Source organism: Enterobacter sp. GER_MD16_1505_Eko_090, assembly GCF_003331015.1.
GTDB classification, from domain to species: domain Bacteria; phylum Pseudomonadota; class Gammaproteobacteria; order Enterobacterales; family Enterobacteriaceae; genus Enterobacter; species Enterobacter roggenkampii.
The window spans coordinates 35,104-57,196 of record NZ_PUQF01000020.1; the positions used below are offsets into that span (position 1 = coordinate 35,104).

Annotated in this window: 16 protein-coding genes; 6 read left to right on the forward strand and 10 right to left on the reverse strand. The window is 59.2% G+C overall.

The genetic code is table 11. The features are described 5' to 3' along the window. Window positions 1-17 precede the first annotated feature (17 nt). The 4 genes from C6A40_RS19980 to C6A40_RS19995 are packed head-to-tail and all read right to left on the reverse strand — an operon-like array spanning window position 18 to window position 5,768. Window positions 18-1,343, reverse strand: a complete 1,326-nt coding sequence (locus C6A40_RS19980; protein WP_045336416.1) for a lysine N(6)-hydroxylase/L-ornithine N(5)-oxygenase family protein — start codon at window positions 1,341-1,343, stop codon at window positions 18-20. Next, window positions 1,340-3,082, reverse strand: coding sequence for an IucA/IucC family protein (gene iucC / locus C6A40_RS19985; RefSeq protein WP_045336414.1), 1,743 nt, complete (start codon window positions 3,080-3,082; stop codon window positions 1,340-1,342). Before iucC ends, C6A40_RS19980 begins: the two co-directional genes overlap by 4 nt. Beyond that, entirely contained in the window at window positions 3,079-4,026 is a 948-nt protein-coding gene (locus tag C6A40_RS19990; RefSeq protein WP_045336411.1) for a GNAT family N-acetyltransferase, read from the reverse strand. Before C6A40_RS19990 ends, iucC begins: the two co-directional genes overlap by 4 nt. Beyond that, a complete protein-coding gene (locus C6A40_RS19995; protein WP_045336408.1) occupies window positions 4,026-5,768 on the reverse strand; it encodes an IucA/IucC family protein in 1,743 nt (580 codons plus the stop codon). Before C6A40_RS19995 ends, C6A40_RS19990 begins: the two co-directional genes overlap by 1 nt. 138 nt (window positions 5,769-5,906) lie before the next feature. On the opposite strand from C6A40_RS19995, the gene C6A40_RS20000 reads away from it, so the two are divergent. Further along, window positions 5,907-7,118, forward strand: a complete 1,212-nt coding sequence (locus tag C6A40_RS20000; protein WP_045336406.1) for an MFS transporter — start codon at window positions 5,907-5,909, stop codon at window positions 7,116-7,118. Here the strand turns inward: C6A40_RS20000 and mtfA are convergent. After that, window positions 7,115-7,912 carry a DgsA anti-repressor MtfA gene (mtfA, locus tag C6A40_RS20005; protein WP_023325586.1) on the reverse strand — a complete coding sequence of 266 codons (798 nt, stop codon included), beginning with the start codon at window positions 7,910-7,912 and terminating at the stop codon, window positions 7,115-7,117. The genes C6A40_RS20000 and mtfA overlap by 4 nt on opposite strands. 216 nt (window positions 7,913-8,128) lie before the next feature. Between mtfA and C6A40_RS20010 the strand changes: the two genes are divergently transcribed. The 3 genes from C6A40_RS20010 (at window position 8,129) to C6A40_RS20020 (ending at window position 10,795) form a co-directional block, all read left to right on the forward strand. Further along, complete coding sequence (locus tag C6A40_RS20010; protein ID WP_071530926.1) at window positions 8,129-8,275, forward strand: DUF2256 domain-containing protein; 147 nt, start codon at window positions 8,129-8,131, stop codon at window positions 8,273-8,275. Continuing rightward, window positions 8,272-9,801 carry a cryptochrome/photolyase family protein gene (locus tag C6A40_RS20015; RefSeq protein ID WP_102135165.1) on the forward strand — a complete coding sequence of 510 codons (1,530 nt, stop codon included), beginning with the start codon at window positions 8,272-8,274 and terminating at the stop codon, window positions 9,799-9,801. Before C6A40_RS20010 ends, C6A40_RS20015 begins: the two co-directional genes overlap by 4 nt. Before the next feature lie 94 nt (window positions 9,802-9,895). Then, on the forward strand, window positions 9,896-10,795 hold the full coding sequence (locus C6A40_RS20020; RefSeq protein WP_045336401.1) for a LysR family transcriptional regulator: 900 nt from the start codon (window positions 9,896-9,898) through the stop codon (window positions 10,793-10,795). On the opposite strand, the gene C6A40_RS20025 is transcribed toward C6A40_RS20020, so the two are convergent. The 3 genes from C6A40_RS20025 to C6A40_RS20035 all read right to left on the reverse strand — a co-directional run bounded on the left by C6A40_RS20025 (window position 10,770) and on the right by C6A40_RS20035 (window position 14,447). Next, window positions 10,770-11,558, reverse strand: a complete 789-nt coding sequence (locus C6A40_RS20025; RefSeq protein ID WP_039024963.1) for a substrate-binding domain-containing protein — start codon at window positions 11,556-11,558, stop codon at window positions 10,770-10,772. The genes C6A40_RS20020 and C6A40_RS20025 overlap by 26 nt on opposite strands. Then, entirely contained in the window at window positions 11,555-12,868 is a 1,314-nt protein-coding gene (tcuC, locus tag C6A40_RS20030; RefSeq protein ID WP_114191380.1) for an MFS transporter, read from the reverse strand. The genes C6A40_RS20025 and tcuC overlap by 4 nt, the downstream gene beginning before the upstream one ends. A gap of 280 nt (window positions 12,869-13,148) precedes the next feature. Then, window positions 13,149-14,447, reverse strand: coding sequence for a serine hydrolase domain-containing protein (locus tag C6A40_RS20035; RefSeq protein ID WP_045336399.1), 1,299 nt, complete (start codon window positions 14,445-14,447; stop codon window positions 13,149-13,151). A gap of 106 nt (window positions 14,448-14,553) precedes the next feature. Here C6A40_RS20035 and C6A40_RS20040 point away from each other — a divergent pair, with 106 nt between their 5' ends. Next, entirely contained in the window at window positions 14,554-15,447 is an 894-nt protein-coding gene (locus C6A40_RS20040; protein ID WP_045336397.1) for a LysR family transcriptional regulator, read from the forward strand. Here the strand turns inward: C6A40_RS20040 and fumA are convergent. Next, window positions 15,436-17,085, reverse strand: coding sequence for a class I fumarate hydratase FumA (fumA, locus tag C6A40_RS20045; RefSeq protein WP_058657396.1), 1,650 nt, complete (start codon window positions 17,083-17,085; stop codon window positions 15,436-15,438). The two genes, C6A40_RS20040 and fumA, sit on opposite strands and share 12 nt — an antisense overlap. Window positions 17,086-17,137: 52 nt before the next feature. Then, entirely contained in the window at window positions 17,138-18,646 is a 1,509-nt protein-coding gene (locus tag C6A40_RS20050) for an anion permease (RefSeq protein ID WP_008500292.1), read from the reverse strand. Window positions 18,647-19,255: 609 nt separating this feature from the next. Here C6A40_RS20050 and C6A40_RS20060 point away from each other — a divergent pair. Next, entirely contained in the window at window positions 19,256-22,036 is a 2,781-nt protein-coding gene (locus C6A40_RS20060) for a flavocytochrome c (protein WP_023293866.1), read from the forward strand. Window positions 22,037-22,093 lie beyond the last annotated feature (57 nt).

Consider the following 22,093-nt stretch of genomic DNA (forward strand, 5'->3'; position numbering starts at 1 on the left):
GACCCTGATTGTGTGTGTCAGTACTCGGTGGTTTTTGCTAATGATTTAAAAACCTGACTGTTCTCCGGGCTGGTGGTGCTTCGCCAGTGGATAACGCCAGGGGTGGTAGCCAGCTCAAACGGCTCGTCGGCGTGCGCGCGATTCAGAATTCGCGCCGCGCGCCAGGCCATCAGGCTGAGCTGGGGTTCGGCAATGCCGAGACGGTGCATCCCGGCATTCACGGCAAACAGGCGGTTACTCTGCGGGCCGTCCCATTCGAGGGTGAAATCGTTGTTGATGCAGAAGGCTTCGTCCGTATCCAGATGCAGGCGGTGAGACAGCGGCGCGAGGAACGCTGGCTGCACGGCGCGATAGCCGGTGGCGAAGATCACAACGTCACTCTCCAGCTGCTCTCGGCCGCCGTCGAGGTGATGCTCTATGCTCAGACGCTGTCCGTTTTCCAGGCGCGTCAGGGCCGTCACCGAGCGGGACGGCATCAGGTGCGCCCAGGGTTTTTCGCGCAGCACTTCAAAGCGGTGGTACATGGCGCGGTAAATCGCCAGCAGGGACTCGGTGGTGATCCCGTCGGAGGTCATCTTCTGCTCGTGCAGCATCTGACGACGCGCCTCTTCACCGAGCGTGGAGAAGCTGTCCACGTACTCCGGCGTGAAATACTCGTTAGCAAAGGCGGCTTCATCCAGCGCGTTGTAGTTGTTGCGGCGCGAGACCCAGTTCAGGCTCAGCGGCTGGCCCCATTCGCCACGGAAAATATTCAGGAACAGGTCGGCGCCGCTCTGGCCGCCGCCGACGACGGTAACGCGCTTGCCCGCGAGATCCGGCGTGCGCAGCATCATCTCGCTGGCATGGAAGCAACTATCGTCCTGCGTCGTGACGCAGTCCGGCAGGTTGATCTGCTTACCGATCCCCACGCAGACGTGGCGCGCCAGGAAGCGATCGCGTTGGGTCACTACCTCAAACAGGCCGCTTTTCTCATCAAAGCTCACCTGCTGTACCTGCTGGCTGAAGGCGAGGTTGGTGAGGTTGTCCGCCGCCCAGCACAGGTAGTCGGCAAACTCTTCCCGTGAAACGGTGCGCTGCTCGGTGGTCAGGAATCGGTAGAACTTTTTACGCTGCACCAGGTAGTTCAGGAAGCTGTGGCGGTTGGTCGGCTCCACGGCGCTGACCAGATCCTTCAGGAAGCTGGTCTGCATGTGGCAGTCCGGCACCATCATTCCCGGGTGCCAGGAGAAGTGCGGTTTACGCTCAAGAAACAGCGAGCTAAAGCCGTCCAGCCCTTCCGCCAGCGCGGCGATGCTGAGGTTAAACGGGCCGATACCAATGCCGATGAAATCATAGGTTTTCATTGCGCGGACTCCCGGGAGGCCAGAAAAAGAGGGTTATCAAGGTCGGTGACGTAGTTCGGCAGCATGCGGCTGCCGCCGTCGTGTTCGGAGAAGGTCAGTTTGACCGGGTTGAGGATCACGCGAATAATTTGCGGCTTAAACAGGTCGAACGTCGCGAAGCGCTCGGCAAGCTCGGGGTGCGCGGCCATATAGCGGTGCAGAACGCCGGCGAGGATCTGATAGAAACGCGTTTCGCTGACGCCGCTTTGCAGCGTGAGGCGCGAGATAAAGCGCAGCACCGTCACGAAGTTGCCGGTTTGCAGATCGTGGATGATGTAATCCGCGCTCAGGCGCGCCGTGGCGGCCTTCACCTGTTCCGGCAGGCTTTCCGCCTGCGGGAAATCTTCATCCACCAGGCGCATATCGCCCTGGAAATCCTTCAGCAGGATGCGCTGCGGGACGTAGTCTTTCATCACCAGCGTCACGTTCTGGCCGTGGGCAATCAGAGCCACGCCGTAGCGGCAGAGCAGGTGGTAGAACGGGATCACCGTTGCCTCAAACAGCTTTTCCAGCCACGCGTCGGCGGTTAACCCCGAGCGCGTGATCCACGCGTCGATCAGCGGACGCCCGGCGTTGTCGGTTTCCATTAGCGCCGCCATCAGCACCGCCTGTTCGCCCTCCTGCAGATAGCAGGACGGGTTCTCGCGCCAGATCACGCCCAGCATCTCCTGATAGCGGTACGGCGCTTTCGGCAGCGCCGCATAGCCCGGATGCGACAGATATCCGGCGGCGGGTTCGCCAAGTACCTGCGCGCCAGAGCGGGCAAGCGTGGCGTCGGTGGCAAACTGCTGCTGCAGCCAGCGCGAGGCCAGCGGCCCGGCGGCAATGTACTTGCCCGGAATACCGCGATAGCAGGAGGTGTTGTAGATCGTCAGCGGAAGCTTGATGTCAAACGGCGCGCGACGGCTGGCGTTGGTGAGCGTGCGCAGGGACTGCTGCGCCAGGTACTCATCGCCAAACTCGCCCAGCTCAACCATCTCACCGCGCGCCAGCTGCGGCAGGAAATGAATGGCAATCTTCTGCTGCCACTGCCACGGGTGCAGCGGCACCGGCAGCCAGCTCTCGTCGAGGCCCAGCGCCTGCCAGCGGGCGTCAAAGCGGGCGCGCTCGGCGTTGTCCATGGCGCTCGCCAGCAGGGCGCTGATATCGCAATCGGCGTCGCTGCTCCAGACCAGATGCTCCCGCTGAACGGCAATCCAGTGCAGACGAAAACGTTCGCGATACTCAGGCGCGTACTGGCGCAGCGCGTCCAGCCCCCAGCCGCGGCGACCTTTGTTGAAAATAAACTTCGGGTGACCGCGCATCAGGCACTGTAATTCGTCCGGATCGAGGTGGATCAGCGCGTCCGCATCCAGCGCGTCACGCGCCTGCAGCAGCTGCATGTCGCCGCGCAGCGTGGCGTAGAGATCTTCCATGTGCTCCGCCGTTTGCGCGTCGCTCATCTCCAGCACCGTCGCCAGTTGCAGCAGCGCGCTTTCCGCTTCGACGGCATCGCCGCTGGCGGTGGTCAGGCTGTCCGGGTCGATATGCAGCCAGCCCCAGATCCCGCGCGTGGCGCAAAACTGCCAGGACGCGTTGCCCATGGCGATGCGCCAGCCGTCCGACGAAACCGGCTCGGCGCGCAGGGTGCGCTCGTATTCCAGCTCGGCGAGGATCTTCGCCACCATCTCGCGGTTCACTTTTTCCCAGAGCGCGTTCACAGGCCCACCTCGCTGAAGAAGCGGTGACGCTGGCTCATAATGAGGCGCGAGCGCTTGTGCGGGAAGTCGAACTCTTTCACCGTGTCAAAACCGGCAGAGGAAAGGTGACGGAACAGGCGCTGGTTGTCGAAGCGCGGCTCGGCCACGATGCGCGTGGTGCGCGGTTCGTCGAGATACAGATAGTGGCTCAGACCGCGCAGCCAGCTGCGGATGTACTGCGCGCCGCGCCAGTTCTCTTCCCCCACCAGCATGTGTAGTCCGCGGTCAAACGGCTGCCAGCGGTAGTGGCGGCCAATGCGGTCTTCCGGTGCCCAGTAGAGTTCAAAATAGCCAAACGGTTGATCGTCGAAGCAGCCAATAACCGGGTAACAGTAGGTCGAGTCGAGCTGACGGCGCAGGTAGTTTTCCTGCTCGGCCTGCGGGCCCGCCATCTCCCAGAAGGCGTTCACGCGCGGGTTATTCATCCAGCGGGTAAAACGCTCGCCGTCCAGCGCCACGTCGGCCACGCGGAAGCTGAGGGTACGCTTAATTTGCGGATCGTAACGGCGATACACCTCACCCTGCGGGCGGCGAGGGCGCAGCGGGAAGTACAGTTGACGGCTCTCGTCAAACTGCATTCCGCCGCTCGCCTGCGGGCGTTCGCCCTTCAGCCACAGCGGCAGCTGCCAGAAGGCGTCGCGCGCCAGATAATCACCGTGGGCCAGGCCAAACAGCGTCTGCGCCTGGGGTTCATCCTGCCAGTCCGCCCACGGCAACGTAATGCCGGTCAGCGCGGGGGCGGCCACAAACAGCTGATCCAGGGCGTCCACCAGCCAGCCGTCCGGGATCCCCTTCAGACGCTCCAGCACCGCGCTGCCGTCGAGACCCAACGCCAGCGGCAGGGCGCGATCCGTTGCGGTGCAGTGAAAGCCGTAGCCGGAATGGACGATATTCGCGATAGCCATCACGCCTTCTCCTTGTAGAACGGGTTGCTAAAGTCGAAATAGATCACCGCCGGATCGGCGATGGTGTTTTCATTGCGATCGTGCAGGTAGCAGAAGAAGTTGCCTTTGCAGTTCCAGGTCGGGCTGTCGAGCACGAAGTCGAGGCAGCGGGTCTGCTTCGCCGTGCGGCGCAGTTCTCCCAGCGCGTCGCGCACCCGGGACATCAGGCTCTCTTCGCTGTCGAAACCGGCGGCGGCGAGGGCGGCGGTGACGGCAAGGGTAGAGTTCAGCAGCAGGTAGTAAGGGAAGTAGCGCAGCAGCTGGCTCTCGCCGAAGCGGTTTTCCACCTCAGTTTCGCCCGCCTCTTTCAGCCACGCGTCGGCGCCTTCGGTCCACGCGCTGCCCTGGCAGTCGCGGTAGATCAGCCCGACCGGGAAATCCTGCTGCATCTCAACGAGGATATTTTGCTGGTGCGCCAGCAGGACCAGACCGTAGTCCGCCTCGGCGCTGAACAGCGGAAGCAATACGCGGTCGCAGTAGGCGTCCAGCCAGCAGCGGGCGGCCTGGGCGAGCGGTAAATCGAGACGCTGGCTCAGACGGCGCACCGCCGCGGCGAGCAGGCTGTCACCGCCGTCCGGCGCGGCCTGCGTCAGGCTCACCAGCACGTTGGTCTGGGTGTCTGGCGTATCGAACAGCAGATTGACGCGCAGGGCCATCAGGCTCTCTTCCTGAATAGTGCCGCTTTCGTCACGCAGCCCCGCCCAGCCGTCTTCCTGCATCACGCGCATGGTCGGGTAGCGTGCCTGTAGTTCCTGCCAGCGTTCCGTTTTTGCCAGACGCGCCAGGCGCATGCCGCGCTTTACCTCTTTCACCGACAGCGTGCGCACGGAGTTGGTCAGGCGCACGCTGAGGGAGAACTTAATCATGTCGCTGTTGGTCTCGCTGTACAGCGAGCGGGAGGAGCTGGTGGGCAGCCACTGTGCGCCCGCTTCACCCAGGTCCTGCAACGAACCGTTTTCCACCAGACGCTGGCACCAGTCCTGCTCCAGCAGATAGTCGGCCTGCCACGGGTGCATCGGCAGCAGCCAGCGGGTGTCGGTAAAGTGGCCGAGCAGCTCGGGCGCGCTCTGGGCCGCAAAGCGCAGCAGACGCTCACGCAGGGAGACGTTCAGGCTGTCGCCGGCAACGAGCGTGCTCTCAACGGCAAACCAGCGCAGCGGGAAGCGGGAGGCGAAATCGGGCAAATAGCGGCGCGCCTCGGCTTCGTTGAACGGCTCGTGGGACTTCGGTGCCGGGTGAAACGCATGGCCGACCAGCAGCGCCTGTTCCGCTTCGGCAAACGTCAGCGGCTTATCGCGCAGGGTTGCCCAGCGGTGGCGTAAATCAATCGCCTGCCAGGTGTGGGCATGGCTTTCGAGAACGCGCTGCTTAAAACGCGCCAGTGTATCGGCATCCAGCGAGCCTTTTACGGACGGTTTTTCAAGAATTAAATCAACCAGTTGAGGGAAAGTGACGGCGTCACCCCTGTCGCTGTTGCTCTGAATCCGCGTTGCCGGGAAACGGTACTGATGATGCTGGGTGGGTGAGAAATAGCGTACCGGCACCCGAAGCGCCTGGGTTTGGGAAAGCGGGATATGGATCTCAGATAGTGCATCCGCATCGGTAGCGGGGAGATAGCGCCAGTCCTTCGTTTCACGCAACAGGGCGTTTAAAAAGCACTGGGCTGCAACGTCTGTACCGGCGGCGCGGAGCAGAGCACGCATAGATGTACCTCATTCCATGATTGATAATAATTCTCGTTATGATATTCATTCTGTTTACACTCGCAACCATTTTTGCAATATTTGTTTTCATAAACTTCATAATTTCCACACATTTATTGACACTATGTTCACATTCTCATGCGCGCTGACTCTGAAACCTTGACGGAAAACGTCACTTCAAAAGCTAACTGGCCCCTGGCGCTATCTGCGGGGTTACTCGGCATCGGACAAAACGGCTTGCTGGTGATGCTCCCGCAGCTGGTCACCCTGACCGGGCTGTCACTCTCGGTCTGGGCCGGGCTGTTGATGTTCGGATCGATGCTCTTTTTACCGGCCTCGCCCTGGTGGGGGCGTCAGAGCGAGCGGAAGGGGTGTAAGTCCGTCATGCTGGCCTCGCTAAGCGGCTATCTGGCGAGTTTCGTCGTGATGGCGCTGGTGGTCTGGGCGATGGCGGCCGGAAGGCTGGATGCAGTCTGGGGGCTGGCGGGGCTTATTTTCTCGCGCCTGCTCTACGGACTGACGGTCTCGGGGCTGGTGCCTGCGGCCCAGACGTGGGCGATTCAGCGTGCGGGGCTGGAGAAAAGAATGGCGGCGCTGGCGACGATAAGCTCCGGCCTCAGCTGCGGGCGTTTGCTCGGCCCGCCGCTGGCGGCGCTGATGCTCAGCGTTAATCCGGTGGCACCGCTCTGGCTGATGGCGGTTGCGCCGCTTATCGCCCTGCTGCTGGTGCTTCGTGAAGTCGCTGACCCGCCGCTGCCGCCGGTAGCTCACCAGGCAACCCGCCTGCAGGCCTCCATGCTGCCGTTCCTGCTGCTGGCGCTGCTGCTGGCGGCGCTGGTGAGCCTGATGCAGATTGGCCTGTCACCGCATCTTAGCCCGTTGCTGGACAGTAACGCCCGGGAGATCAGCCATCATGTCGCGCTCCTGCTGAGCCTGGCCGCGCTGGCCACGCTCGCGGCACAGTTTCTGGTGGTCCGCCCGCAGCATTTCAGCCCGGTGACATTGCTTTGCATCGCGGCGGTGCTGATGGTGGCCGGGCTTGGGCTGATGGCTGTCGCCGGTTTAGCGCTGTTCTACGTGGGGATTGTTATCACGTCACTCGGGGCGGCGATGGCCACGCCGGGCTACCAGCTGCTGCTGAACGATCGGCTAACCACGGGGAAAGGGGCGGGCGTCATCGCCACCAGCCACACGTTAGGCTACGGCGTCAGCGCGCTGATGGTGCCGGTCGTGACGCGCTTTTACGGGGAGCAGTCTTTAACGGTGGCCGCGTGGGGAATGGCATTGCTGTTTTTAGCCCTGAGCATAGGGGTATGGTCAACCGAGCGTACCCCTGCTGAAAAACCTTAATGGACCTGGCGGGACGAATGCCCGCCGGACGCCTCATTCTGCCGCAGGCGCTGTAGCGGATCCTGCTGATAAAACTGGCAGAAACGTTGCCAGAGGGCCGGGAAACGGGGCGCGAAGAGCTCGGGCGCGCTGAAGAAGTACTCGGAGAGCACCGCAAAGCACTCAGCCGGGTCGGTTGCCGCATAGGCGTCAATGCTGGCCGCGCTTTCGCCGACCAGGTCTATTTCATCCTGGATGTTATCCATCGCCGCGTGCAGGTCGTGCTCCCAGCCCGCGACCTCGCGAAGCGGGATCCGCGGGACGCCGCTGGCGCGATCGCCGTTGCGGGTATCCAGCTTGTGCGCCACTTCATGGATAATCAGATTAAAACCGGAGGCGTCGAACGAGTCCTGAATATCGAGCCAGTTGAGGATTATCGGCCCTTGCTGCCAGCTTTGTCCGGACTGCACCACGCGCTGGTTATGCACCAGCCCAATATCGTCCTGCCATTCATCATCCACCACGAACGGCGCGGGATAGATAAGCACTTCGTGGAAACCGTCCAGCCACTCAATGCCAAGTTCAAGCACCGGCAGACAGAAAAGCAGCGCGATGCGGGCGTTTTTCAGAGGATCGAGTTCAAACCCCTGCAGCGGCACCAGGCGCTTTTGCTGTAAAAAACGATCCGCCAGCTGAACCAGTTTCGATTGTTCATCCGGGTTTAGATTAGCCAGAACAGGGATTGTCAGCGCGTCATCCCATGGCAGCGCCACATCCCGGCCAGCCTCATTCGTTTTCCAGGGCCACTTTATCATCGCTTTGCTCGCAAACTCGTCACTTGAACAAAAATGGGAAAGTCAGATTCGGTTAAGATGCCAGAATATCGCCTGCTGCGACAAATCCAGCCTGAATAAACTATCATTTCGTACGTAGCGGTGGGTAGCGGTTTGCGGGCATCACCTTCATTTTGTGAAGTCTGTCGTAGCCTTTATCCGCAGGTGGGGTGAATAAATCAGTACGGTATTGAAAAGATGAGCGATTTCAAAGGTAACAAGCAGGACCTGCCCAGTCGACTGTGTGTGCACTGCCAGCGGCCCATGACGTGGCGCAAGAAATGGGCGAAATGCTGGAATGAGGTTAAATACTGTTCTGAGCGCTGTCGCAGGAGCCACCGTTGACCGAGCTACGTCTGATCCTGGGCGATCAGCTTAATCCGCATCACAGCTGGTTTGATACCTGCAGTCCGAACATCATTTACGTGATGCTGGAACTCCGGGCAGAAACCGCCTATGTGCTTCATCACGCCCAGAAAGTTATCGCTATCTTCGCCGCCATGCGGGCGTTTGCCTCTGCATTAAAAGAGAAGGGGCATCGGGTGAGGTATGTCCGGCTCTCTGATGACTCAAACCGCGGCGCGCTGGAAGACAATCTCAACGCGCTTGTCGCGCATTACGGCGCGGGCAGGGTGATATGGCAGGAGCCCGACGAATGGCGACTTGATACGCAACTGCAGGCGTGGGCGAAGACGGTCTCCGTTGACACGGCCTGCGTCAGCAGCGAGCATTTCTTCACCACTCGGGAACAGGTCAGCACGTTCTTTGCGTCACGCAAAAGCTGGCGAATGGAGTACTTTTACCGGGAAATGCGTCGTCAGCACGGCGTCCTGTTGACGTCAGCAGGCGAGCCGGAAGGGGGGAAATGGAATTTCGATGCTGAAAACCGAAAGCGCTGGTCCGGCGAGCCTCCCGCGCCGGGGGACGCGCGTCCCTGCCACGATCGTTCCGCCTTATGGGCGGAGATCCAACGCTGCGGCGTAACGACCTTCGGCGAACCGCAGGCCGACAATTTTCGCTGGCCGCTCAACCGTGCGGAAGCCAAAGCCAGGCTGGATGAATTTATCACGCACGTGCTCCCGCAGTTTGGAAACTGGCAGGACGCGATGCACACAGAGGAACCTTTTCTTTTCCATTCGTTAATTTCGTTTGCGCTGAATACAAAGATGCTTAATCCGCGGGAAGTGGTTGCCGCCGCCCAGCAGGCGTGGCGTTTGGGCCACGCGCCGCTGCCTGCCGTTGAAGGGTTTATCCGGCAAATTCTCGGCTGGCGGGAGTATGTGCGCGGGATCTACTGGTCGCAGATGCCCGGCTATCGGGAACTGAATGCCTTAGACCAGCACGCCCCGCTGCCGGACTGGTTCTGGACGGGCAAGACGCAGATGCGCTGCCTGGCGCACGCCGTTGGGCAGTCGCTCACCGAGGCTTACGCCCACCATATCCAGCGCCTGATGGTCATTGGAAACTTTAGCCTGCTCAGCGGCCTGTCGCCGCAGGCGGTTCATGAATGGTATCTGGGCGTCTATATTGACGCCTTTGAGTGGGTGGAGCTGCCCAATACCCTCGGCATGAGCCAGTTTGGCGATGGCGGGTTGCTGGCCAGTAAGCCCTACGTCTCAAGCGCGTCATATATTCATAAGATGAGTAATTACTGTCAGGGATGCCGGTATCAGCACAACCAGCGTACCGGAGAGCAGGCCTGCCCCTTCAATGCCCTTTACTGGGACTTCTTTGCGCGCAATCAGGCGCGTCTCGGCAACAATCCCCGCCTGGGCATTGTCTTTAAACAGCTTGCGGACATGACGGAAGAGGAGCGGCAGGCCATTGCCGACCGCGCCGGGTACGTCCGTCTGCATCTCAACGACCTCTGATCGGCATTTCAACGCCTGGCCGGTTGCGGCAGGTCAATAAGACGCTATTATTTTTGACTTTGTTGCGTATTCCCTGACAGGACATCCAGACGCCATGCCCGTGAATTTTGACCTTAACGATCTTTATGCTTTCAGAGCGTTAGTGGAATACGGTAACTTCCGTGTCGCCGCTGAATCTATCTGCTTATCCCAGTCGGCGCTGAGCCGCAGGATTGAAAAGCTGGAAGCCGCGCTGGGAAACAGGCTGTTCGATCGCACCACCCGCCGCGTGGCGCTGACGCTCTACGGGCAAAACTTTGCCGAGCGCTCCGCGCAGCTGCTCGACAGCGTGGAGTCAATGCTGGCGGATGTCGATAAGGCCAGCGAAGAGCGGACGGGGCTGATCGCGGTTGCCGCGGTCCCTTCCGCGGCCTGTTACTTTATGCCCGACGAGATCCGGCGTTTTCAGTCTCGGTATCCGCGCGTTCGCATTAAGCTCATCGACAGCAGCGCGAGCAATGTGATTGACGCCGTGGCCCGCAGCCAGGCGGATTTCGGCATCTGCTTCGCAGGAAACCTGCCGTCTGAAATCGAGTTTTTCCCGCTGGTGGAGGATGTCTACGTCGCGGCGTGCCGAAAGGATCACCCCGTGGCGCAGAAGAGTCACCTGACGTGGCAGGCGTTTTATCAGCAGGATTATATCTCCCTCGATAAAACGTCAGGTAACCGTAACCTGCTCGATCGGATGCTGGGGGATATAGTTCCCGGGCGCCCCAGCGTCTGCGAAACGCGTCACGTCACCACGATGCTCGGTATGGTAGAGGCGGGGATTGGCATCGCTGCCGTTCCCGCCATGTCAATGCCGACCTCAGAGCACACGCTGTTGACGCATCTGCCGCTGGTGGCGCCGGAAGTGAAACGCACCGTTGGGCTTATCCGGCGCCGGGGGCGCATCCAGTCTTACATTGCGGCTGAACTGGAAAAGCAGATCACCGAGCAGTATCGCCGGACGTAACGGGGATCATCCCCGTCTTCTCGATGACGGCGCGTGAGGGCGGTGAGGCGAGATAGGTCAACAGCGCTTTCCCCTCGTCAGGATGTTCAGCGTGACGAGTGACCGCACCCGCGAAGCGCGTGATGTATTGCACATTGTCAGGGATTTTCCCGACAAAGGTGACGCCCTGAACCGGCAACAGCTCGCTAACCTGCTGGAAACCGACGGCGTATTTTCCTTTTGCCACTTCTGAGGCGACCGGAATGCGCTCGACCATTGTCGCTTTATCGGCGACCTCCTTTTCAATGCCCAGCTTTTTGAACAGCCCCTGGCTGACGTACCTGCCGCTGGCGCTATCAGAGTAGGCGATGGAGCTGGCCTGCAGCAGCGTTTCACGCAGTTTCGCGTCGCTGCTGATATCCGGTATATCCGCTCCTTTTTTTACCACCATGCCAACGGGAGAGTCCGCAAGTTCCGTTCGCGAACCCGGCCGGGTCTGGCTGGCCTTTTCGAGCTTCTCCAGCGCATCACCCACCATAATCACCACGTCGGCCTTCTCGCCGCGCGCGAGCCGGTTTGGGATCGCCTGCGGCGTATTGCCCATTGAGGGGCCGGGGATGACCACAATTTTATCCCCGGTCTGGCGTTCATACTCGGGCGCCAGCTTTTCCAGGGCGGCTTTGAAACCGCCGGAAATCATGACCTTCACGTCCTGCGCGCAGGCGCTCACGCTCAGGAACATCAGCACCAGCGCGCTGGCGGTATAGCGAGACGTGCGTTTCATGCGGCCCCCTGTGACTTGACGGTATTTTGCAGCGACATCGCGCGACGGCGGTAGAGGTAGAGCGTTGCCAGCAGGGCACATACCGCAGCGAAGCTCATCCAGTAGCCCGGCGAGGCTTTGTCACCGGTGTATTCAATCAGCGCGGTGGACATCACCGGGGTAAAGCCACCGAACACCGCCGTTGCCAGGCTGTAAGCCAGAGAGAACCCTGCTACGCGGACTTCAGCAGGCATAATTTCCGTCAGCGCCGGGATCATCGCGCCGTTATAGAGGCCGTAGAGGAAGGAGAGCCACAGCAGCACGCTCAGCATCATCGAGAAGCTGGGCGCGTTCGCCAGCAGCGTCAGGGCCGGGTAGCTGGTCGCCAGCGCCAGCAGGGTCATGGCAATCAGCACCGGCTTGCGACCAAAACGGTCCGACAGGGCACCGCCCACCGGCAGCCAGACGAAGTTAGAGATCGCCACCAGCAGCGTGACCAGCAGGCTGTCTGACGCGCTCAGCATCAGCACCTTTTTACCAAAGGTGGGCGCATAAACGGTGATCAGATAAAAGGCCGTGGTGGTCATCGCCACCATCAGCATGCCCGCGACCACCACCTGCCAGTTCGCGAGCAGCGTTTTAAAGACCTGGCGCATCTCCAGATGATGGCGGCGCGCGCTGAACTCTTCCGTCTCCTCCAGCTTGCGGCGCAGGAAAAAGATAAACGGCACGATTAAACAGCCGAACAGGAACGGGATGCGCCAGCCCCATTCGCGAATGGCGCTCTCTTCCAGCACCGCGTTCAGCGCAAAGCCCATTGCGGCGGCGACCATAATGGCGACCTGCTGGCTACCGGACTGCCAGCTGGTGTAAAAGCCCTTGCGGCCCGGCGTGGCGATTTCCGCGAGATAGACCGACACGCCCCCAAGCTCCGCGCCGGCGGAAAAGCCCTGTAGCAGACGGCCCGTCAGCACCAGCAGCGGCGCCCAAAGCCCAATACTTTGATAAGACGGGATCAGCACGATCAGGAAGGTGCCTGCCGCCATAATGGAAAGCGTCACTATTAGCCCTTTGCGGCGGCCAATCTTGTCAATATAAGCCCCCAGCACAATGGCGCCGATTGGACGCATCAAAAAGCCCGCGCCGAAGACGGCGAAGGTCATCATCAGCGACGCAAATTCACTGCTCGCCGGGAAGAACGTGTGGGCGATGTAGGTGGCATAGAAGCCGAACAGAAAGAAATCGAATTGCTCAAGAAAGTTGCCGGACGTGACGCGAAGTATCGCGCCCGCCTTCGACCGTACGGTTGCAGGTGAGGTTGAGGAAAACATGGTTATCTCCAGTTTATTGTTGACGTTTTACGCGTCTGTTTCTGAAAACTGGATCAGGATGAGGAATTAGATAAGCGCAAATGCCGCATCGACTGATGCATTTCTTGCATGAATATAATCCGGCGAATAAATACCATTAATGGCAACAATAACTTAACAAAATGTTGGTTTTTTATTCACCAATATTCTGTAAGTCTCTGATATTACGATTTTGTGATGTGGCGCAGAGGCGCGTTTCAGAATGAGCCGGGTAACCGCGTCATTACCCGGCGGATGCAATTTAGCGCAGCGCCCTGGCAATCGCGCTAAACATCAGAGAGGCTTCCAGCGGCTGGGCGCAGAAGGACGGTTCCGCCTGCGGCCAGGTAGACCACTGGACGATGACCAGATTTTCCTTCGGGTTCACCACGATCATCTGCCCGAAAATGCCCAGCGCCCAGAGCGAACCTTTCAGCGAATCCTGTGCCGTCGGCTCTACGCCCGCGGCGTTGGCGGGCACTTCATTGTTCCACCACTGATAGCCGTACAGCCCCTCGGGATGGGCGTCTGAGACCGAGCCTTTGGCCTTCGTCCAGCCTGACGACTGCCGGATCCAGTTTTCCGGCAGGATGGTCTTACCGTTCGGTAACGTACCGTTGTTCAGGATAAATTGCCCGAAGCGTCCCCAGTCCTCCGGCGTGGCGTTAAAGCCGTGCGCGCCGACGTCGTGCTGGCCTTTGCTGTAGGCATGCCACACGCCGTCGCTCGCCATGCCGTAAGGCTGCCAGATGCTTTTCTCCAGATAGGCTGCGAGCGTCATGCCGGTGGCCCGCTCCAGCACGTCACCCAGCAGCCAGGCGCCGCCCGAAGAGTAAGACCAGTTCTCTCCGGCCGGGTGCGCCCTGCGCAGCCCCTTCACCAGCTTGCGCACGCAGTCATAGGTACCCGGCTTCGCCTCGCACTCGGTGAGCTGCGCAAAGTCGGATTTAGGGTTGGCGTAATCCTCGTTCCAGGCCACGCCGGAGGTATGGGTGATAAGCTGCTTAAGCGTCACGCCGTCCCACGCGGTGCCTTTCAAGTCGGGTTCATACCGCGTGATCCGATCGTCGAGCGAGTGAATTTTTCCCTCTTTGAGGGCCACGCCCACCAGCGCCGATACCACCGATTTCCCAACCGAGCGCGAGGTCCAGAGCGTCGAGTCGGTATTGCCCTCTCCAAGATACTTCCAGGCGATTTTGCCGTCCTTCAGCACCAGCATGCCGCTGACGTTCTGCCGCTGGAGGTAGTCCTTAAGGCCGAAGCGCCTGCCGTTGACCTGATAGTGTGCGTCCGTGAGCGGCTTGTCCGACATTTCCAGCGGCACAGCGTTACCGTGGCGGAAAACATCCCCGGTGTAGTTGCGGTAGTCATTGCGAAAGCCCACCACCCGATCGGCCTGACTCCAGGTGAGCATCTTATGGGTGTCAGGCAGCGTGGTGTCGAAGGGGGCAGGGCAGGCGCTGAGGTCGGTGCCTTTACAGGCCGCCACTGCCGCAGGGGAGATCAGGGTGCTGAAGACAAGGCCCGCCAGCACGGCATGGTTTACTTTTCTGTTTTTCATATCCGTCTCTTACAGGTTAAGAACGGCTTCAGTTTAAAAACCCCGGGGCTATAATAAAAAACGCGTAGTGGGGGAAAATCCCCCTAAAAAACAGAGGGAGCGTAGCGTGGCGGGACTGATTTACTCTTTTGCACAGCTCGAGGCATTTACCGCCGTGGCCGAGAATGGGAGCCTCAGTAAAGCCGCGGTGGCGCTGAAGAAGGACCGCACGACGCTTCGCGATCTGGTTGATTTTCTTGAGGATGGGTTGGGCTACGCGCTGTTTATTCGCGACGGCCGCACCCTGCGGCTCACGCCCGAAGGGGAACAGCTTCAGCGCCAGGCGCACCTCCTGATGCGGCAGGTAAAAGCCTTTGAGGCGTTTGCCAGAGAGGTGCCGCACGGTGCCACGCAGGACCTGACGCTGGTCTACGATCCTTTTACGCCCAGAGCCTTTCTGCACGGGGTGATTGCTGAAATGGCGGTGCGAAAAATCCGCCTGAGCCTTATCTGCGCCTCGCGGGATGAATCGGAACGGCTGCTGGCGAATAACGACGCGGATCTGGCCATCTGCCAGGCGCGCAACCGCAGCGTGGGCAACGACATGGAGTGGCGTGCCCTGGGTGCCATCGAGATGGATTTTTATGCCGCCAGCGGGCTGTTTGCGGACAGTGCTTCCCCTCTGTCGCTGCTCGATCTCTCCCTGGTACCTCAGCTCGTCATGCACCCCGCCTCGGACGAGCCGGTGGCGCGCCGCCTGCAGATTTCGGGGCATACCCTCTTTACCAATGAGCCGGAGATGCTGCGCGGTCTGCTGGAGCGCGGCTGCGGCTGGGGATTCTTACCGACGCATTTTCACGCCGGGCAGTGTCAAAACGTAAAAAGGCTGCACACCGAAGTGGGCAGCCAGGGGATTGGTCAGACGATGGTAACCATCTGGAAGCCGGGGAGCGACAAGCGCAGCACAATCGCTGAAACGCTGTCGCTCTTGCCGGACGTATGGAAGCACTCAGCGCTGTGAACAGCCTTTACACTGCGGGTTCTGGATCTGCTGGAAGAAATCGTTGCCTTTGTCATCCACCAGGATAAACGCCGGGAAGTTCTCGACCTCGATCTTCCAGATAGCTTCCATGCCCAGCTCAGGATACGCCACGCACTCCAGGCTCTTGATGCTGTTTTGCGCCAGCACCGCCGCCGGGCCGCCGATGCTGCCCAGGTAGAAGCCGCCGTGCTTATGGCAGGCGTCCGTCACCTGCTGGCTGCGGTTGCCTTTCGCCAGCATGATCATGCTCGCGCCGTGGGACTGCAGTAAGTCCACATACGAATCCATGCGCCCTGCCGTGGTTGGGCCGAGGGAGCCAGACGCGTAGCCTTCCGGCGTTTTGGCCGGGCCCGCGTAGTAGATCGGGTGATCTTTGACGTACTGCGGCAGTTCCTCACCGTTGTCGATTAGCTCTTTCAGCTTCGCGTGGGCGATGTCGCGCGCCACGATGATGGTCCCGTTCAGCGACAGGCGGGTAGAGACCGGGTGCGCGGAAAGCTGCGCCAGGATCTCATTCATCGGCTTGTTCAGATCGATGCTGACCACGTCGCCTTCACCCTGCTGGCGCAGTGATTCAGGAATGTACTGGCCCGGGTTGTGCTCCAGCTTCTCAATCCAGATCCCGTCGCGGTTGATTTTCGCTTTGATGTTGCGGTCCGCAGAGCAGGAGACCCCCATGCCGATAGGGCAGGAGGCGCCGTGGCGCGGCAGGCGGATCACGCGGATGTCGTGGGCGAAGTATTTCCCGCCGAACTGCGCGCCGAGGCCGAGGTTCTGGGCTTCCTGGAGCAGCTCCTGTTCGAGCTGAACGTCGCGGAACGCCTGGCCGTGTTCGTTACCTTCCGTTGGCAGCGCGTCGTAGTAGCGCGTGGAGGCCAGCTTCACGGTTTTCAACGTCGCTTCCGCCGAGGTACCGCCGATCACGAACGCGATATGGTACGGCGGGCAGGCCGCGGTACCGAGAGTGCGCATCTTCTCAACCAGATAGTTTTTCAGCTTCGCCGGGGTGATCAGCGCTTTGGTCTCCTGGTACAGATAGGTTTTGTTGGCAGAGCCGCCGCCTTTTGCCATGCACAGGAATTTGTACTCATCGCCGTCAACGCTGTAGAGATCGATCTGCGCCGGCAGGTTGGTGCCGGTGTTCACCTCTTTATACATATCCAGCGCCGCGTTCTGGGAGTAGCGCAGGTTGTCTTCAATGTAGGTGTTGTACACCCCCTGACTCAGGGCCGCTTCGTCACCGCCGCCGGTCCAGACGCGCTGGCCTTTTTTACCCATGATGATCGCCGTGCCGGTATCCTGGCAGGTTGGCAGCACGCCTTTGGCCGCGATTTCAGAGTTACGCAGGAACTGCAGGGCAACGTACTTATCGTTCAGGCTCGCTTCCGGGTCGTCAAGAATGGCGGCAACCTGCTTCTGGTGGGAAGGACGCAGCATAAATGCGGCGTCGTGGAAGGCCTGCTGCGCCAGCAGGGTCAGCGCTTCCGGCTCCACTTTCAGCACTTCCTGGCCTTCGAACTCGGCAACGGAAACGTGCTCTTTGGTCAGCAGATAGTATTCGGTGTCGTCGTGCGCCAGTGGGAAGGGGTTTTGATAAAAAAACGGTTTGTTTGACATAGCTTGCTCCAAAAAAATAAAACCGCCGGAGGAGAAGTCCGGCGGTCAGGAATCAGAACATCATGGACATCCACGGATAGCCAATCAGCAGCAGGGCCGCCAGGAAGATGGCACCGAAGATGGTGCCGAGGCGCCAGTAGTCTTTGGTTGGCAGGTAGCCGCTACCGTAGTAGATCGGGCTTGGGCCAGTGCCGTACGGGGTGATGATCCCCATCACGCCCAGCGAGGTCACCATCAGCAGAACGAACACTTCCATATTCATGCCCGGGATGGTGGAGGCGATGGTCAGCATCGCTGGCAGCAGCGCCGTGGTGTGCGCGGTGGTGCTGGCAAACAGGTAATGCAGCAGGTAGAACGCCAGCAGCAGCACGATGGTCGCTACGCCCGGAGAGATACCGCTCATCAGCAGACCGCCTTCTTTACCTAACCAGCTGATAAAGCCGGTAGAGGAGAGGCCATCCGCCAGCGCCACCAGGGTGGCGAACCAGACGAAGGTGTTCCACGCGGCTTTATTACCGGTGATGTCGTTCCACTCCAGCACGCCGGTCCACAGCATCAGGCCGACGATAAGCAGGGCAGCCATAGCCGGTTCAATCCACGCGGCGGCAAAGATCCACATCAGCAGCGCACAGCACACGAACACCAGCAGCAGGATTTCATTGCGGGACAGTTTGCCCAGTTTTTCCAGTTCACGGGTCGCCCACAGCGGCACTTCGTTGTTTACCTTCACTTCAGGCGGGTAGAACCAGTAGGCCAGCAGCGGCATGGCCAGAATCAGCAGGATACCCAGCGGCAGGAAGGCGAGGAACCAGGTCCCCCAGGAGATATCGATTCCAACCGTACTTTTCACCAGCGCCAGGGCCAGCAGGTTCGGCGCAAGTGCGGAGAGGAACATTGAGCTGGTGATACAGGCCGCGGTGATCGCCACCCACATCAGATACGAACCAATCTTACGCGCGCTTGGGTCGTTCGGTTTTGAACCGTACAGCGGCGGCAGGTTAGCGATGATCGGGTAGATGGTCCCGCCGCTGCGCGCGGTGTTGGACGGGGTGAACGGTGCCAGCAGCAGGTCCGCAAACGTAATGGCGTAACCGAGCGTCAGGCTGCGACGGCCGAGGTACTTCACCAGAATCAGCGCCAGACGGCGGCCGAAGCGGGTTTTGTCATAGCCTGCGGCGAACATAAAGGCACCGAAAATTAGCCAGACGGTAGAGTTACCAAACCCGCTCACCGCCCATTTAAAGGAGGCGCCCGCCAGCTTGAATTTCGGATCAGCCAGCTGTTCAGGGCTAAACAGCACCCACTGGCTGCACAGCGCAATGGCGACCACGCCGGTGAGACCGATCACCGCGCCCGGCAGCGGTTCGAAGATCAAACCGACGATCACGCCAACGAAGATAGCGAAATAGTGCCACGCGTAAGGAGGCAGGCCTTCCGGTACCGGAACAAACAGCAGCAGTACGGCGACGATGACGGGCAGTGCCATCATCAGCAGACGTTTTGCGTTTCCATTTGATGCCTGGTTCGCCACAGGGGGCGTTACAGCAGTTTTTGTATTCATAGTTTCACGTCTTAAGTTGTCAAAGATTCGGTCGTACTGAAAAACAAAATCACTTTCTTAAGCTTCTTTGCTTTTTTTAGTTATTAAAGGTGCGATTTTGTATTTTCAGTAATAGCAATTTAACGCTTTTATGGAGGCGCTAAATTAAAAATTGATGATGTTTTTATATTGCGCTTTTGGATGCCATAACTATTGATCGCGATCAAAAAAATAGAATTGCAGCGATATTTTTATGCTTTTATTAATAACCACTCTGGCGTATGTGGGCATTCCCTTTTTTATTGGTTTATTTTATCATTTTTGTAACATTTTTATTTTCTGTGATTTTATATATGTTTGTTTTGTTTGGTGTTTTTAGTGATTTGGAGAAGTGGTTTTACCAATCATTATTTAACGAATTTTAAATTATTGTGAATGGCTAAATGACATTCGCTAACACCAATGTGTTAATTGTGTTATTGCAGGGATTAAATAGTTTTTTAACTAACGTAATAACTTTAGAAACTAAAAAAATCATTATATTAATATCATGACATCGGCAAATAACGACGAACTAAAAAATCAATCCGATAACGAATTCTTAATTTTAAAAAGTTTGGAGTTTCAATTATGAGCACTAACGAACGTATTCTTAGCCCCTTCACATTACCGAATGGCACTGAACTGAAAAACCGTTTGTTAATGGCCCCTATGACCACCTGCACCGGCTATTACGACGGCACCGTCACCAGCGAACTGGTGGAGTACTATCGTGCCCGTTCCGGAAGCATCGGTACCATTATTGTGGAGTGCTGCTTCGTCGACGATCTCGGTCTCGCCTTCCCGGGCGCGATCGGGATTGATAATGACGAGAAAATTGCCGGGCTGGCGAAAATCGCGGAGGCGATCAAATCCAAAGGATCTAAAGCCCTGCTGCAGATCTACCACGGCGGCCGCATGGTCGACCCGAAACTGATCGGTGGCCGTACGCCGGTTGGCCCAAGCGCTGTTGCCGCGCCGCGTGAGGGCGCAGCAACGCCAGTGGCACTGACTGGCGAAGAAGTCGAAGGCATGATCGGCAAGTTTGGTGAAGCGGTGCGCCGCGCCATCCAGGCCGGCTTCGACGGCGTGGAAATCCACGGGGCAAACACCTATCTGATTCAGCAGTTCTATTCGCCAAACTCTAACCAGCGCGATGACGAGTGGGGCGGCAGCCGCGACAACCGCGCGAAGTTCCCGCTGGCAGTACTGGATATCACCCACAAAATGGTGCGCCAGTACGCGGACGACGCCTTTATTATTGGCTACCGCTTCTCTCCTGAAGAGCTTGAAGTGCCGGGCATCCGCTTTGAAGACACCATGTACCTGCTGGAAAAACTGGCGGCTCGCGGCGTGGACTACCTCCACTTCTCCGTCGGCGCGACCCTGCGTCCTTCCATTGTTGACACCCAGGACCCGACGCCGCTTATCGAAAAATACTGCGCGATGCGTTCTGAAACGCTGGCTCAGGTACCGGTGATGGGCGTGGGCGGCGTGGTGAATGCCGCCGATGCCAATGAAGCGCTGGACCACGGTTACGACCTGATTGCCGTTGGCCGTGCCACCATCGCTTACCCGGACTGGACCGACCGCATCGCGGCCGGGGAAAACCTGGAGCTGTTTATGGACAGCACCCAGCGCGAGGCGCTGAACATTCCTGAGCCGCTCTGGCGCTTCTCGCTGGTGGAAGCGATGATCCGCGACATGAGCATGGGCGAGTCGAAATTCAAACCGGGCATGTTTACTGAGAAGGTGCAGGACGACGCGAACGAGCTGGTGATTAACGTCAGTCTGGAAACTGACCGCATTGCAGACATCGAGCTGGCCTCTGGCCCGAGCGAAGACGTTGAGTTTGTCACCAGCTTTGAAGAGATCCGTACCCGCATTCTGGATGCCAACACCCCGCACGTGGATGCCATCACCGGCGCCACCAGCCAGAGCGAGGCGGTGAAGAAAGCGGTCTCTAAAGCGATGCTGAAATCCAGCAAAGCGCTGGCCGCGGAAGAGGGCGTTGACCCGAACGAAACCCGCAGCGTGGACGTGGTGGTTGTCGGCAGCGGCGGCGCCGGTCTGGCGGCGGCGATTCAGGCGCACGACGAAGGCGCGAGCGTGCTGATAGTTGAGAAAATGCCAACCATCGGTGGCAACACCATTAAAGCCTCTGCCGGGATGAACGCCGCAGAAACCCGCTTCCAGCGCGTGAAGGGCATTCAGGACAGCAAAGAGCTGTTCTACCAGGAAAGCCTGAAAGGTGGCGGCAACAAGAACAACCCGGAACTGCTGCACCGCTTCGTTGAGAACGCGCCGCAGGCGATTGAATGGCTGGCAACCCGCGGCATCATGCTGAACGACATCACCACCACCGGCGGGATGAGCATTGACCGTACCCACCGTCCAAAAGACGGCTCAGCGGTCGGCGGCTACCTGATCAGCGGCCTGGTGCGTAACGTCAACAAACGCAACATCGAGGTGATGCTGGATACCTCCGTCAGCGACATCATCTTCGAAAACGGCGAAGTGACCGGCGTGCGCCTGACCACCGAAGAGAACGAAACCCTCACCGTGGCAGCGAAAAGCGTGATTGTCGCCACCGGCGGCTTCAGCGCTAACAGCCAGATGGTGGTGAAATACCGCCCTGACCTGGAAGGGTTCGTTACCACCAACCATAAAGGGGCGACCGGTGGCGGCATCGCGCTGCTGGAGCGTATCGGGGCAGGTACGGTTGATATGGGCGAGATCCAGATCCACCCAACCGTTGAGCAGAAAACCTCGTACCTGATTTCCGAATCCATCCGCGGCGGCGGGGCGATTCTGGTCAATCAGAAAGGGGAACGCTTCTACAACGAAATGTCGACCCGCGATAAAGTCTCGGCGTCAATCATCGCCCTGCCGGAGAAATACGCGTACATCGTCTTTGACGAGCATGTTCGCGCCAAAAACAAAGCCGCGGATGAGTACATCGCTAAAGGCTTCGTGACCAGCGCCAGCTCGCCAAAAGCGCTGGCGGAAGCGCTCGGCATGGATTACCACGCTTTCCTGGCGACCCTGGAACGTTACAACGGTTTCGTTGAAAAACAGCACGATGACGACTTTGGACGTACCACCGCGCTGCGTGCGCCAATCAATGAAGGGCCATTCTACGCCATTCAGATTGCACCGGGCGTGCACCACACCATGGGCGGCGTGACCATCAACACCGAAACCTGCGTGCTGGACAGCAACCACAACGTGCTGCCAGGTGCGTTTGCGGCCGGTGAAGTGGTCGGCGGGATCCACGGCGGCAACCGTATCGGCGGTAACGCAGTGGCAGATATCATCATTTTTGGTACCCTTGCAGGACATCAGGCGGCTCTGCGTTCGAAAAAGATGTAAGGCACCTGCTTCCCAGGCCGGATACGCGCAGCGATATCCGGCATTTTCCCCGGCGGC

What these genes read in the sequence shown, in the direction of transcription:
- C6A40_RS20020 (WP_045336401.1), top strand. Translation starts at nt 9,896, where the DNA reads ATGCCCGTGAATTTTGACCTTAACGATCTTTATGCTTTCAGAGCGTTA.
- C6A40_RS19990 (WP_045336411.1), bottom strand. Translation starts at nt 4,026, where the DNA reads ATGGCTATCGCGAATATCGTCCATTCCGGCTACGGCTTTCACTGCACC.
- tcuC (WP_114191380.1), bottom strand. Translation starts at nt 12,868, where the DNA reads ATGTTTTCCTCAACCTCACCTGCAACCGTACGGTCGAAGGCGGGCGCG.
- C6A40_RS20010 (WP_071530926.1), top strand. Translation starts at nt 8,129, where the DNA reads ATGAGCGATTTCAAAGGTAACAAGCAGGACCTGCCCAGTCGACTGTGT.
- C6A40_RS20000 (WP_045336406.1), top strand. Translation starts at nt 5,907, where the DNA reads ATGCGCGCTGACTCTGAAACCTTGACGGAAAACGTCACTTCAAAAGCT.
- C6A40_RS19995 (WP_045336408.1), bottom strand. Translation starts at nt 5,768, where the DNA reads ATGCGTGCTCTGCTCCGCGCCGCCGGTACAGACGTTGCAGCCCAGTGC.
- C6A40_RS20025 (WP_039024963.1), bottom strand. Translation starts at nt 11,558, where the DNA reads ATGAAACGCACGTCTCGCTATACCGCCAGCGCGCTGGTGCTGATGTTC.
- C6A40_RS20060 (WP_023293866.1), top strand. Translation starts at nt 19,256, where the DNA reads ATGAGCACTAACGAACGTATTCTTAGCCCCTTCACATTACCGAATGGC.
- C6A40_RS20035 (WP_045336399.1), bottom strand. Translation starts at nt 14,447, where the DNA reads ATGAAAAACAGAAAAGTAAACCATGCCGTGCTGGCGGGCCTTGTCTTC.
- C6A40_RS19980 (WP_045336416.1), bottom strand. Translation starts at nt 1,343, where the DNA reads ATGAAAACCTATGATTTCATCGGCATTGGTATCGGCCCGTTTAACCTC.
- mtfA (WP_023325586.1), bottom strand. Translation starts at nt 7,912, where the DNA reads ATGATAAAGTGGCCCTGGAAAACGAATGAGGCTGGCCGGGATGTGGCG.
- fumA (WP_058657396.1), bottom strand. Translation starts at nt 17,085, where the DNA reads ATGTCAAACAAACCGTTTTTTTATCAAAACCCCTTCCCACTGGCGCAC.
- C6A40_RS20050 (WP_008500292.1), bottom strand. Translation starts at nt 18,646, where the DNA reads ATGAATACAAAAACTGCTGTAACGCCCCCTGTGGCGAACCAGGCATCA.